The 13,109-nt window shown below is 57.8% G+C and carries 13 protein-coding genes; 4 read left to right on the top strand and 9 right to left on the bottom strand.

The window, feature by feature from the left end; all coding sequences use genetic code 11:
* Nucleotides 1–84: 84 nt before the first annotated feature.
* The gene (locus tag AC0IXH_RS19610; RefSeq protein WP_013204231.1) at nt 85–780 is read right to left on the bottom strand and encodes a pirin family protein; all 696 of its coding nucleotides are present in this window, start codon (nt 778–780) and stop codon (nt 85–87) included.
* A gap of 365 nt (nt 781–1,145) precedes the next feature.
* Here AC0IXH_RS19610 and AC0IXH_RS19605 point away from each other — a divergent pair, with 365 nt between their 5' ends.
* Nucleotides 1,146–1,655 (top strand): GNAT family N-acetyltransferase, encoded by a 510-nt coding sequence (locus AC0IXH_RS19605; RefSeq protein WP_206404344.1) that lies wholly within the window; start codon nt 1,146–1,148, stop codon nt 1,653–1,655.
* On the opposite strand, the gene AC0IXH_RS19600 is transcribed toward AC0IXH_RS19605, so the two are convergent.
* Nucleotides 1,652–2,668 (bottom strand): LacI family DNA-binding transcriptional regulator, encoded by a 1,017-nt coding sequence (locus tag AC0IXH_RS19600; protein WP_041692148.1) that lies wholly within the window; start codon nt 2,666–2,668, stop codon nt 1,652–1,654. The genes AC0IXH_RS19605 and AC0IXH_RS19600 overlap by 4 nt on opposite strands.
* Nucleotides 2,669–2,783: 115 nt before the next feature.
* On the opposite strand from AC0IXH_RS19600, the gene AC0IXH_RS19595 reads away from it, so the two are divergent.
* Nucleotides 2,784–3,614 carry an SDR family oxidoreductase gene (locus AC0IXH_RS19595; RefSeq protein ID WP_013204234.1) on the top strand — a complete coding sequence of 277 codons (831 nt, stop codon included), beginning with the start codon at nt 2,784–2,786 and terminating at the stop codon, nt 3,612–3,614.
* A gap of 8 nt (nt 3,615–3,622) precedes the next feature.
* Complete coding sequence (locus AC0IXH_RS19590; RefSeq protein ID WP_471720879.1) at nt 3,623–4,765, top strand: phytanoyl-CoA dioxygenase family protein; 1,143 nt, start codon at nt 3,623–3,625, stop codon at nt 4,763–4,765.
* A 55-nt stretch (nt 4,766–4,820) separates the two neighbouring features.
* Here AC0IXH_RS19590 and ggt read toward each other — a convergent pair whose 3' ends face one another.
* Nucleotides 4,821–6,569, bottom strand: coding sequence for a gamma-glutamyltransferase (gene ggt / locus AC0IXH_RS19585; RefSeq protein WP_346596168.1), 1,749 nt, complete (start codon nt 6,567–6,569; stop codon nt 4,821–4,823).
* Between the two features lie 155 nt (nt 6,570–6,724).
* On the opposite strand from ggt, the gene AC0IXH_RS19580 reads away from it, so the two are divergent.
* Nucleotides 6,725–7,018, top strand: a complete 294-nt coding sequence (locus AC0IXH_RS19580) for a DUF2756 domain-containing protein (RefSeq protein WP_265909275.1) — start codon at nt 6,725–6,727, stop codon at nt 7,016–7,018.
* Nucleotides 7,019–7,132: 114 nt separating this feature from the next.
* On the opposite strand, the gene ugpQ is transcribed toward AC0IXH_RS19580, so the two are convergent.
* The 6 genes from ugpQ to livF all read right to left on the bottom strand — a co-directional run bounded on the left by ugpQ (nt 7,133) and on the right by livF (nt 13,108).
* On the bottom strand, nt 7,133–7,891 hold the full coding sequence (gene ugpQ / locus AC0IXH_RS19575; protein ID WP_471721169.1) for a glycerophosphodiester phosphodiesterase: 759 nt from the start codon (nt 7,889–7,891) through the stop codon (nt 7,133–7,135).
* Nucleotides 7,891–8,961, bottom strand: coding sequence for a sn-glycerol-3-phosphate import ATP-binding protein UgpC (locus AC0IXH_RS19570; protein ID WP_013204239.1), 1,071 nt, complete (start codon nt 8,959–8,961; stop codon nt 7,891–7,893). Before AC0IXH_RS19570 ends, ugpQ begins: the two co-directional genes overlap by 1 nt.
* Before the next feature lie 3 nt (nt 8,962–8,964).
* Nucleotides 8,965–9,810: a sn-glycerol-3-phosphate ABC transporter permease UgpE gene (gene ugpE, locus AC0IXH_RS19565; protein WP_013204240.1), complete on the bottom strand. Its 846-nt coding sequence runs from the start codon at nt 9,808–9,810 to the stop codon at nt 8,965–8,967.
* Nucleotides 9,807–10,694 (bottom strand): sn-glycerol-3-phosphate ABC transporter permease UgpA, encoded by an 888-nt coding sequence (gene ugpA, locus AC0IXH_RS19560; RefSeq protein ID WP_013204241.1) that lies wholly within the window; start codon nt 10,692–10,694, stop codon nt 9,807–9,809. The genes ugpE and ugpA overlap by 4 nt, the downstream gene beginning before the upstream one ends.
* 121 nt (nt 10,695–10,815) lie before the next feature.
* Nucleotides 10,816–12,135: a sn-glycerol-3-phosphate ABC transporter substrate-binding protein UgpB gene (gene ugpB / locus AC0IXH_RS19555; protein ID WP_013204242.1), complete on the bottom strand. Its 1,320-nt coding sequence runs from the start codon at nt 12,133–12,135 to the stop codon at nt 10,816–10,818.
* A 262-nt stretch (nt 12,136–12,397) separates the two neighbouring features.
* A complete protein-coding gene (gene livF / locus AC0IXH_RS19550) occupies nt 12,398–13,108 on the bottom strand; it encodes a high-affinity branched-chain amino acid ABC transporter ATP-binding protein LivF (RefSeq protein WP_071290302.1) in 711 nt (236 codons plus the stop codon).
* Nucleotide 13,109: the final 1 nt, after the last annotated feature.

The raw sequence follows: 13,109 nt of genomic DNA, 5'->3' as shown, positions 1-13,109 counted from the left end.
TCAGGGGAGAGATGAAGAGAGTGTAACAAAATTGAAAGGGAAACGGTGAAGGGTGCGGTAAACCGCACCCAAAGTGTGACGGACTTAAACAGCAGGCAGATCGAACAGCAGGATTTCGGCATCGCTACCGGCTTCAATCGCCAGAGCCGCTTCGTCCCAGACCGCAAACGCATCGCTGGTGGAGGCTTTTTCACCGTTGACGGTGACATCCCCTTTCACCACCTGGATCCAGATACGGCGTCCGGCTTCAATTTCCACAGCGCCCTGTTCGCCCTGCTTCAACGCCCAACGCGAGAGCGTCATATCCTGGAACACTTTCAGCGAACCGTCACGAGCATCGGGAGACAGCACCAGCTGGCGGCCCTGCACGTCATCGAAGCGGCGCTGAGCATAGCGCGGCTCGATGCCGGTTTTTTCCGGGATAATCCAGATCTGATACAGGTGCAGCGGCACCTCTTTGCTGGCGTTGTACTCAGAGTGACGCACACCGGTACCGGCGCTCATAATCTGGAACTCACCCGCCGGGATCTGCTCTTTGTTGCCCATGCTGTCTTCGTGCTCAACCGTACCGGACAGCACGTAAGTCAGGATTTCCATGTCTTTATGCGGATGGGTACCAAAACCCTGTCCACCGTCGATCACATCTTCGTTAATCACCCGCAGCGCCGAGAAGCCCATAAAGTTGGCGTCATGATAGCTTGCGAAAGAAAATGTGTGGTAGCTGTCCAGCCAACCGTGGTTAGCGTGACCGCGATCTTGTGCTTTGCGTAGATAAATCATGTTCAATCCTCCTCAACGTTTTCACATAGTCTGGACCTGTTCTGGAGGGGATGATAGCGGATAAAATTGTCTCCTCTGTTCAAATTATTCGATGGAATTGAGAGCAGTTAAACAGACAATTTGTCGCTGGATTGCGGCGGAGGTAAACGGCAGGCAAAAAAAAAGCCAGCACCCGAGCTGGCTAAATAATACTTGGAAGCAATGTGAGCAATGTCGTGCTTTCCCGATGGTCCGTGAAGCCTATGCCGGGAACGCATGACAATAATAATCATTATCATTCGCACTTGTAAAGCATTTTTTTGCTTGATTTATCGGCTAAAGGCCATGATCTTAAAGAGGATTAGCGGAAAACAAGGAGCAGGGAAATGAGTGAGATCGTTATACGTCATGCCGAACCGACTGATGCTGAGGCGCTTTTTCGCATCCTCAGTCAGCCCGAAACCTATCGCGATACGCTCCAGCTTCCGCATCCCTCGCAGCAAATGTGGCAGCAGCGGCTGGACTCGCCGAAAGAGGGTCAGCAGCGGTTTGTCGCCTGCATTGATGGCCAGGTGGTGGGCGATCTGACGCTGGAAGTGAACACCCGGTTACGTCGTCGTCACACCGCATCGTTTGGCATCTGCGTCGATGTTCATCATCGCGGCAAAGGCGTGGCTTCAGCGCTGATGAAAGAGATGATCGTCCTTTGCGATAACTGGCTGAGCATCGAACGCATTGAGCTGACGGTGTTCGCTGATAATGCCACGGCGATTGCCCTCTATCAGCGCTTCGGCTTTGTTACCGAAGGCGTTGCCCGCCGTTTTGCGGTCCGCGAGGGTCAGCAGGTGGATGCGCTGTTTATGGCGCGTCTTAAAAATGCGCCATCGCCGGTCTAAACATTGAACGGCGTGGCCACGATCACCCGTGAAAACGCCGTTTGCTGCGCTTCTTCCGCCGGCAGGAAACCATGAAAACGCAGGATGGCACTGAACGCCGTGCGCGCATCCTCCCGCAGATCGTGGTCAATTACCGCGTCCAGCTTCTCCGCCGTCAGTAACTGGCGGTTCTCCTCATCCAGATCGTGGCCAATAAAGACTTTCACCTCACGATCCATCGCCGCAAAGGCCCGCAGGATGGCGCTGTTGCCGCCGCCAACGCTGTAAACGGACTGGATGGTGCTGTCCTGTTCCAGCGCTGCGCACATCTGGGTAAAGGTCAGCTGATCGATGCCATAGCCTTCGCTGACCGCGACGGTATTCAGCCAGGGCGCGCGTTGTTGTAGCGTCGCCATAAACCCTTCCATACGCTGCTCTTCGCCGCGAAATCCCGCGCTGCTTAGCGCCACAGCCACCGTTTGTGCCTCAGCCGGCAGCCAGCGCGACATCAGCCAGGCCGCCGTTCGCCCTGCCCCTTCATTGTCCATGCCGACATAACGAATGCGCTCGCTGTGCGGCAGGTCGGTGACCAGGGTTACCACCGGGACGCGCAGCGCGGCCAGTTCGGCAACCGCGCTTTCCAGCAACGGATGGTCACTGGCCTTTAGCAGCACGCCGTAGCTGTCATTGCCACAGCGGCGCAGTTCACGCACCAGCTCTTCTGGCGTGGTTTCCTCAACAATATGGCAGCGCAGAGTCAGCCGGAACGGCGCAAAGCTTTTTATCTGGCTGAGCAGCGCCGCCAGCGTCAGCGAGCTGAAGCGCTCAGGCGCATGCATCACTAAATCGATCGGCAAGGTACGGCCGCTGGCCAGGCTGGCGCGCTGCTGCAACTCCAGATCGCGGATGGCCTGCGCAATCCGCCGTGCGGTGCGCGGATGCACGCTGCCCCGCTGGTGCAGCGCCCGATCGACCGTGGCTTTACTGACGCCCGACTGGGCCGCGATTTGCTTAAGTGAAAACGGGTTAGCCATAAATTGAGGTCTTTTTGAGGTTATGCCGACGTATTGTTAATCAAATGTAATTGCTAAGGTCAGGGTCAGCAAGTGAACAGACCTTACCTCCCCCGACAAAAAGAAAGGACAAATAATGAGCCTGACTGAAAGCACTATCTTCAACAATAAGGTGTTCGTGGTCACCGGTGGCACCCAGGGACTGGGCGCGGCGGTGGCCCAGCTGCTGGCGAAGCGTGGCGCGCGCGGCATCGTGATCTGCGGACGCAATACCGACGCCGGACGCCAGCAGGTCGAAACCCTGAGCCACTCCGGCTGTGAAGCGATCTTCGTCGAAGCCGACATCAGCTCACCGGCCGCCTGCGAAAAGGTGGTCGCCGCGGCAGAGTCCTGTTTTGGCACGCTGCACGGGTTGGTTAACTGCGCGGGCATGTCCGATCGCGGCACCATCCTCGACACCTCGCCGCAACTGTTCGACGCCATTATGGCGGTCAACGTGCGGGCGCCCTTCTTCCTGATGCAGGCGGCGATCAAGCTGATGATCGCCAAAGGCGTTGAGGGCAGCATCGTCAATATCATCACCATGACTTCACACGGCGGCCAGAGCTTTCTTAGCGCCTATGCCGCGTCAAAGGGCGCGCTGGTGACGCTGACCAAAAACGTTGCCTTCAGCGCCATGCGTAACCGCATCCGGGTCAATGGCCTCAACATCGGCTGGATGGATACGCCACATGAGGACGATATCCAGCGGCAATACCATCAGGCAGAAGACGGCTGGCTGGAAAAAGCGGAGCAGCAGCAGCCCTTTGGCCGCCTGCTGAAACCGACTGAAGTTGCCCGTGGCGTGGCTTTCCTGCTCTCCGAAGAGTCAGGAATGATGACCGGCGCGGTGATCGACTTCGATCAGTCGGTGGTTGGCTGTGGTGATAACGGTGGCTTCCAGCCATCCCATGCGTTGACGCTGTGAGGTGCCCAATGACTCAGATTTATATTAATGACAGCCAGATTTCGCTGGATGATTTCGCTACCCTCTGTGCGCAGACCTTGCCGAAGGGCGACTTCCCGCTGGCCCGCTCCGCCGAAAAAAACGTGCTGATTTACCACCGTGACGATCTGCTGAAAGCCGCAGAAACCGACCGCCAGAAGCTGCTGGCCGAGCTGCATCGCGCATTATCCAGTGGGCCCGGCGTGTTTGTGGTGCAGGGTTTGTATGAAGACCTTTCCGCCGTGGATCGCAGCAGCACGCTGTTTGAGGAAATTCTCGCCAGTGAAGCCGCCAGCGGCGGCGGTGGCGATCACTTTGCCAAAGCCGGCAGCAATGGCCGTATCTGGAATGCCCTGCAAAAGGTGGCGGAGCGCGATGCCGATGCGTTTATCGATTACTACAGCAACCCCTTACTGGCGCTGATTTGCGAAGCCTGGGTGGGGCCTGGTTATGAAATGACGGCGCAGGTGAATCAGGTGCGTCCGGGTGGCAAAGCGCAGCAGCCGCACCGCGATTACCATCTGGGTTTTCAGGTTAATGAGGTTGTCGCCCGCTTCCCGCTGCCGTTGCAGATCCTGTCGCAATATCTGACGCTGCAGGGTGCGGTCGCCCACAGCGACATGCCGTTGGAATCTGGCCCCACGCAGCTTCTGCCGTGGTCACAACAGTATGCCGAAGGCTATCTGGCCTGGCGCGATCCGCGCTTTATCGCCTTCTTCCAACAGTACGCCATTCAGCTGCCGCTGAAAAAAGGCGATGGGCTGTTCTTCAATCCGGCGCTGTTCCATGCCGCCGGCAACAACGTCACTGCGGATCATATTCGCACCGCCAATTTGCTGCAGGTCTCGTCGGCCTTTGGCAAAACGATGGAAAAAGTGAATCACGTCAAGGTGCTGGAGGCGATCTATCCGGCCTTGCTGAGCAAAACCCTGAGCGACGCACAGCTGCACGCGGTGGTGGCCGCGAGTGGTGAAGGCTATTCCTTCCCCACCAATCTGGATACCGATCCGCCATTGGGTGGGCTGGTGCCGAAGACTCAGCAGCAGTTGATTCTGGAGGCGTTGCAACAGGGCTGTTCAGGCGGGGCGTTTAATCAGCTGCTCGCCGCACATGAACGAAAAAGAGAGGCGTAAGCGCCTCTCAGGAAGGAACGTGCAGAACCCCCGACCGCCGGGGGTTCTCAGCCGGTCAGTAACCCGCCGTTAAATCATCAATGGTGCGCGGATCGGATGCGCCATACAGCATGCCGTCCGGCCCAATCATAATGCTCTGCGTGCTGCCCATCGCCGGCATCACCTTCACATGCTGACCTTTGGCTTCCAGCAGTTTCAGGCTGTCCGGGCTGAAGCCCTTTTCAACCCGCAGCTGATCCGGCAACCACTGGTGATGGAAGCGTGGTGCGTTGGTCGCTTCAGCGATATTCATCCCGTAATCGATGCTGTTGACCACCATTTGCAGCACGGTGGTGATTATGCGGCTGCCGCCAGGGCTGCCGGTCACCAGCCAGGTTTTGCCATCTTTCGCCACGATAGTCGGCGACATTGATGACAACGGTCGCTTATACGGCCCCACCGCATTGGCTTCGCCGCCCACCAGGCCATAGACGTTCGGCGTGCCCGGCTTGGCAGAGAAGTCATCCATTTCATTGTTCATCAGGATGCCACTGTTACCCGCCACGATACCGCTGCCAAAATAGGTGTTCAGCGTGTAGGTCACCGCCACCGCATTGCCCTGCTTATCCACCACCGAGAAATGGGTGGTCTGGTTACTTTCATACGGTGCCAGCTTGCCCGGTTTGATCTCCGAAGACGGCCGCGCCTTATTCACATCAATCTGCTGCGCCAGCGATTTCGCATAGGCTTTGCTGGTCAGCGCCTGCCACGGCACCTTCACAAAGTCCGGATCGCCGAGATATTCCGAGCGGTCGGCATAGGCATATTTTTCCGCTTCCGCCATCACCTGCATGGCATCGGCGCTGCCGAAGCCCATTTTCGCCAGATCGAAGTTTTCCAGGATATTCAGGATCTGCACGATATGGATCCCGCCGGAAGAGGGCGGTGGCATAGAGAAGACTTCATAGCCGCGATAGGTACCGCTGATTGGCTTACGCTCAATCGCCTGGTATTTCGCCAGGTCCACTTTGCTGATTAAGCCGCCGTGCGCCGCCATTTCCTCGTCAATCTGCGTGGCGATAGCGCCCTTGTAGAAGGCGTCCGGTCCCTGGCTGGCAATCAGCGTCAGGCTGTGGGCCAGATTGCGCTGCACCAGCGTCTCGCCGCGGGCATAAGGCTGACCATCCGCCTTGTAGAAAATCGCTTTGCTGTTGGGATGGTTAATCAGCACTTCTTTGCCATAGACCTTCAGATCGTCAGCCAGCGCCTGATTGACCACGATGCCTTTGCTGGCCAGTTTGATCGCCGGCTGGATCAGACGGCTGAGCGGCATAGTGCCGTACTCTTTATTCGCCAGCGCAAAGCCCGCTACCGTGCCAGGTACGCCGGACGCCAGGTGAGAGGTGAGGGATTTTTTGCTGTCGGCATTGCCCTGCGCATCGAGGAACATATCGCGACTGGCGCGGGTTGGGGCCATTTCGCGGAAGTCGATGGCGGTGGTACGGCCTGAGGCGGTGCGCAGCATCATAAAGCCGCCGCCGCCGAGGTTGCCGGCCTGCGGATGGGTCACCGCCAGCGCATAACCGACGGCAATCGCCGCATCCACCGCGTTGCCACCCTGCTTAAGGATATCCACGCCAACCTGAGTTGCTGTCGCATCCACTGACGACACCATCCCATGTTGCTCTTTCACCGGATGGAAGGTATCGGCATCCACCCCGTAAGAAACTGCCGGTGCGGTGGGCGCAGCACTGGCACCCTGCCACAGTAACAGCCCGATCATTAGCGGTCCCGCAAGCCGCGTTAACTTACCCTGTCCTGTCATCTTCACCTCTTGTTAGTCTTATTTACGTTTGTTTACTGCTGATAAGTGTGTACGAAATAAGAGAAAAGGCGAGGCGGGACTGAAATTCAGTTGACTCCTGGAGGCAGTTTGGTGGCCCTGGCATACACTTGAGTAATCTAACACGGAGGCAGTTTATGAAATGGTTAGTTATTTTTGTTGCCGCACTGGCACCGTTGAGCGGCATGGCCAACATGTTGAACAACAATCAGCCAAACCAGCCGGGCTATAATCCCAGCACTCAACGGATGCAGAGCCAGATGCAGACGCAACAGTCCCAGCAGAAACTGAAGTTGCAGCAGGATCAGCAACGTCAAAGCCAGGACACACAGCGGAAAGTTCAGGAGCAGCGGAACAGTGCTTCCCAGCGCGTGATCCAGTCACAGCCGGGAACCAACACCCTGCCGCCGGTGCAGCAAAACAACAATTAATCCCCACCTTACCCACAGTGCTGGCGCGACAATAAAGCGGCAAGCACTGAGAACCCCGACGCTGACATCAGTCAGTGGCCGGGGTTCATCTGGTCAGCTCACGCGGTTGCCGCCTCAGCGATGCAGTTGAGAGGCAAAGTCGGGGCCAAGGGTATCGATGGCATCGGTACAGATCGCATCGACACCCCACTTCAACAACTGTGCAGCCCTGTCGGCATCGTTCACCGTGTACACCAGAATACGTAAGCCGGATTTTTTCAGCTCAGCCACGCGCTTCTCGCTCAACACCTTGTGATTGAAGTGAATCGACACGCACTGCAGTGCATCGGTCATTTCCTGCCAGTTATCGTGCCATTCATGCAGCAGCAAACCCCGTGGCAGCTCCGGTGCCGCCTCTTTCGCCGCGGCCAGTGCCACCGTTGAAAACGACGAGAGCAGCGGTGCTGCGGGTTGCATATGCCAGAGATCCCGCGCGGCCAGCGCCACCACCCGTCCGGTTTCGGCTTCCAGACCGGTGGTGGGTTTGATTTCGATATTGGCCATCATCTGGTGCTCGGCACAGCGCTTCGCCACCTGCGACAGCAACGGCAGGCGCTGATCGGCGAAATCCTTGCCGTACCAGCCGCCGACATCCAGCTGCACCAGCTTTTCCCAGGGAAGCTGCCCGGCAATTCCCCAGCCATTGCTGGTCCTGTCCAGCGTGTCGTCGTGCAGCAGGAAGATTTCGCCATCCTGCGACAGCTTCACGTCAAATTCGATCATCTTGTGGCCCAGTTTCGCGCCAACATCAATGCTGGCGAGGGTGTTTTCCGGGGCGAGTTTACCGCCGCCGCGATGGGCCACAATCGGGGGGTAAGGCCAGGCTTTGTTCATCATTCGAGCCGTTGTCCAGTAGAGGGTTCAAAGAAGTGTAGCGAGTCTGTCGGCAGATGCAGCCACAATGTGCTGCCAATCGCCGGACGCTCGATATGCGGCAGGCGTACCACCAGCGACTGCCCGCCCCACTTGCCGTGCGCCAGATTATCCGCGCCCAGCATTTCCAGCGTTTCAACCACCAGCGGCAAGCCGTCCTGCGGCGACGCGAGTTTAATATGCTCCGGGCGAATACCCAGCGTCAACGGGCGGCCCGCCCAACGCGCTTTCGCTTGCGGCAACGGGATCGTAAAGCAATCGGACAACGTCAGCCGGCTGCCATCATCATTTAACTGGCCATCCATCAGGTTCATCGACGGCGCGCCAATAAAGCTGGCGACAAAGCGCGTCGCCGGACGTTCATACACCTCCACCGGCGTACCCAACTGCTCCAGCACCCCTTTGTTCATCACCATTACCCGCTGCGCCAGCGTCATCGCTTCCACCTGATCGTGGGTAACATACAAGCTGGTGGTGTTCAGGCGGCGGTGCAGCAGCTGCAGCTCAAGGCGCATCTGCACGCGCAGGCGGGCATCGAGGTTGGATAAGGGTTCATCGAACAGGAATACCGCCGGCTCACGTACAATCGCTCTGCCCATCGCCACGCGCTGCCGCTGGCCGCCAGAGAGCTCACGCGGGCGGCGATGCAGCAAGGCTTCCAGCTCCAGGCTTTTGGCGGCTTCCAGCACTTTCTGCCGCACATGCTCTTTGCCCATGCCGCGAATCTTCAGGCCATACGCCATGTTCTGCTCAACGCTCATATGCGGATAGAGCGCGTAGTTCTGGAACACCATGGCGATGCCCCGATCTTTCGGTTCAAGATCGGTGACGCGCTGGGTATCGATATAGATATCGCCGCTGGTGACCTCTTCCAGCCCGGCGACCATGCGCAGCAGCGTGGATTTTCCGCAGCCGGAGGGACCCACCATCACCATAAATTCACCGTCGCGGATTTCAACGTCGAGCGGCTGAATGATCTGATTTTTGCCGTCATAGGATTTGGTAACAGCCTGAAGTTTTACGCCTGCCATAACTTATTTCTCGCTCTCAACCAGCCCGCGAACAAAGGCGCGCTGCATCACTAAAACAATCACAATCGGCGGCACCATGGTCAGCAGCATGGCGGTCATCACCAGATTCCATTGGGTCGAGCCGTCACCGTTGCCAATCATGCTGCGGATACCGGCGACGGCGGTGCCAAGGTCCGCTTCGCTGATGATCAGCAGCGGCCACATATACTGGTTCCAGCCGTAGATAAAGGTGATCACAAACAGCGCCGCCAGGTTAGTTTTCGACAGCGGCAGCACGATGTCCCAGAAGAAGCGCATCGGGCTGGCACCATCAATTCGCGCCGCTTCAATCAGCTCGTCCGGCAGGGTCATAAAGAACTGGCGGAACAGGAAGGTGGCGGTGGCGGAAGCCATCAGCGGCAGCGTCAGCCCGCTGTAGCTGTCGAGCATATTCAGGTTGGAAATCACCTCGACGGTCGGGAAGATCCTCACCTCAACCGGCAGCATCAGGGTGATAAAAATCATCCAGAAGAACAGCCCGCGCAGCGGGAAGCGGAACCACACCAGCGCAAAGGCGGAGAGGATCGACACGGTGATTTTCCCCAGCGTAATGCTCAGCGCCATGATCGCGCTGTTCATCAGCATCACGCCAAAGGGCGCGCTGTTCTGCGCCACGCCGTGCTGCCAGATGTTGGCAATGTTATCCAGCAAATGCCGGCCGGGGATCAGCGTCATCGGCACCTGGAACACTTCACTGTTGCTCAGGGTGGCGGCAACAAAGGCCACATACAGCGGGAACAGCACGGTGAGGATCCCCAGTCCCAACATGATATGGCTGAACATCGTCAGCCCTGGTCGGTTCTCTATCATTGGTAGCGCACCCTTTTCTCGACGTAGCGGAACTGGATCACCGTCAGAATAATCACCAGCACCATCAGCACCACCGACTGGGCGGAAGAGGAAGAGAGGTCGAGTCCGGCAAAACCTTCGCGGTAAATTTTATAAATCAGCGTGGTGGTCGACTGCACCGGGCCACCGCCGGTGGCGGCGTCAATCACCGGGAAGGTGTCGAAGAAGGCATACACCACATTCACCACCACTAAAAAGAAGCCGACCGGGGTGATCAGCGGCAGAGATAACTGGAAAAAGCGCCGGACCGGACCCGCGCCATCAATGGCGGCGGCTTCCGTCAGCGATTTTGGAATGGACTGCAGCGCGGCAAAGAAGAACAGGAAGTTGTAGCTCATCTGCTGCCAGATCGAGGCCAGCACCACCAGGAACATCGCCTGGCCGCTGTTTTGCGCATGGTTCCAGTCATAGCCGAGGTAACGCAGGAAATGGGTAATCAGCCCCAGACCCGGACTGAACAGGAACATCCACAACACCGCGGCGACGGCGGGCGCCACGGCGTAAGGCAGTAAAAACAGCGTCTGGTAGAAGCGCTTCAGGCGCAGGACATGGTCGACCAGCGCGGCAAAAAACAGCGAGACCACCAGTCCGATGACCGTCACCAGCCCGCTGAAAATCAGCGTGGTCAGAAAAGAGTCGAGGTAATACTCGTCGCCGATCAGGCGCCTGAAGTTTTCCATGCCGACAAAGGTGCTGGAAAGGCCGAACGGATCGACGCTTTGCACCGAATACCACAGGGCTTCACCGGCGGGCCAGAGGAAGAAGATCACGGTGATCAGCAGCTGAGGCAGCACCAGTAAATAGGGCAGCCAGCGCGAGCGAAAAACGGGACGGGAAGAAGACATAGCGTCGTCCAATATGAGGAGTAAGGGGCCGCGTTCACTACCCTCAACGCGGCCCTGAAAACGGGTTCAGGAGCGCATCCAGCCGGGAATTGGACTGAATGCGGCCCCTGTGGGCGAAGCGTTACTGCTTAGCCGTCTGCTCAAAGCGACGCAGCAGCAGATTGCCACGGGTCACCGCGTTATCCAGCGCCGCCTGCGGCGTTTTCTTACCGGTCCAGACGCCTTCCAGCTCTTCGTCGACAACGGTACGGATCTGCGGCATGTTGCCCAGACGCATCCCTTTGGTGAACGCTAACGGTGGCTTGTTCAACATCTGACGCGTGGCGATGTCCGCGCCGGGGTTTTTATCGTAGAACCCTTGTTTGCGGGTCAGCTCATAGGCAGCGGTGGTGATCGGCAGGTAGCCTGTTTTCTGGTGCCATTCAGCGGCGATATCCGGCTGTGCCAGGAAGGCCATAAACTCGGCCACGCCTTTGTAGGTGCTGGCGTCTTTGCCTTTCATCACCCACAGGCTCGCGCCGCCGATGATGGCGTTCTGCGGGGCGTCAGGGACGGTGGCGTCGTACGGCATCATGCCGACGCCGTAGTTAAATTTGGCGTAATGACGGATATCCGCCAGCGAGCCTGAAGACGCGGTGGTGATGCCACAATCGCCGTTGTAGAACTTGGCGGTGGATTCATCTTTACGGCCGAAGTAGGTGAAATCGCCCTTCTTGTTCATATCTTCCAGCATCTGGATATGACGAACCTGCGTCGGCTTGTTGAATTCCAGCACGGTATCGGTGCCGTCAAAACCGTTGTTTTGGGTGGCGACCGGCAGTGCATGCCAGGCGCTGAAGTTCTCAATCTGTATCCATCCCTGCCAGCCACTGGCGTAGCCACAGGTCATGCCCGCTTTACGCAGCGCAGCGGCGTCCTTTTCCAGATCCTGCCAGGTTTTCGGCGGCTGATCCGGGTTCAGACCGGCTTTTTTGAAGGCGTCTTTGTTGTAATACAGCACCGGCGTCGAGCTGTTAAACGGCTGAGAAATCAGGTGGCCGCTGGCGTCGCTGTAGTAGCCCGCCACGGTCGGCACGAACTGCTTCTCATCGAAGGCCACGCCGGCGTTTTTGAACACATCGTAGACCGGCACGATCGCTTTAGAGGCCATCATGGTGGCGGTACCCACTTCGTAAACCTGCAAAATAGCCGGCGCTTTGCCTGAACGCACGGCGGCAATCCCGGCCGCCAGGCTCTGTTCGTAGTTGCCTTTGTAGGTCGGCACGATTTTGTAATCTGGGTGAGATTCATTAAAGCGTTGTGCCAGAGAATTTACTTCCACACCCAGTTCGCCTTCCATCGAGTGCCAGAAAGGGATCTCGGTGGCAGCCAGTGCGTGACCGCTGAAGGTCAGTCCCAGTACCATGCAAAGTGCGGTTTTACGAAATGAGAACGATGTCATATCGGTATCCTGTGCCCGGAGTCAATCGCGCGATATCGCGCATTCTTATTGTTCGGGAAGTAACATGACACGGGAAAATGACGGAAAGATAACGGGTTTATGACGGAAAGGTGACAGGCAGGTGACGCACGAGGCGAGTGAATTACCGCCTTTTTTGCGCTGACGGGCACAAAAAAGGGCGGGAAAAATCCCGCCCTGTCACCCCGACTTCGCCCGCAGGCTGTGGGCCTGACGGCCTTGCAACCGCCGGGTTTACAACACATTAGCCGCCGAGATAGGCGCTGCGCACCGCTTCGTTCGCCAGCAAGGCGTCGCCGGTATCCTCCAGCACCACATGGCCGTTTTCTAACACATAACCGCGATCGGCCAGCTTCAGCGCCTGGTTAGCGTTCTGCTCCACCAGGAAGATGGTCATCCCTTCCTGACGCAGCTGCTCGATGGTGTCGAATATCTGCTGGATAATGATCGGCGCCAGGCCTAACGAGGGCTCATCCAGCAGCAGCAGGCGCGGCTGGCTCATCAACGCCCGGCCAATCGCCAGCATCTGTTGCTCACCGCCGGACATGGTGCCGGCACGCTGAACGCGGCGCTCGTACAGGCGTGGGAACAGCTCATATACGCGCTTGATGCGGGTCTGATACTGCTGACGCTCGGCGAAAAAGCCGCCCATCGCCAGGTTCTCTTCCACCGTCATCCGTGAAAACACGCGGCGCCCTTCCGGCACAATCGCAATGGCTTCACGCATGATGCGCGCGGTTTGCCATTCGGTGATCGCTTTACCGTCGAAGGTAATCGATCCCTGCGTCGCGCGCGGCTCACCACACAAGGTGCCGAGGATGGTGGTTTTGCCCGCGCCGTTAGCCCCAATCAGGGTGACAATCTCGCCCTGATTGATATGCAGACTGACGTTATGCAACGCCTGAATTTTGCCGTAATGGGCGCTGACGTTATCGAGAGAGAGCATCGGATTCATA

Source organism: Erwinia sp. AC075, assembly GCF_979253995.1.
Note: the sequence above shows the minus strand (reverse complement) of the source record. Positions and strands in the feature narration are given on the sequence as shown.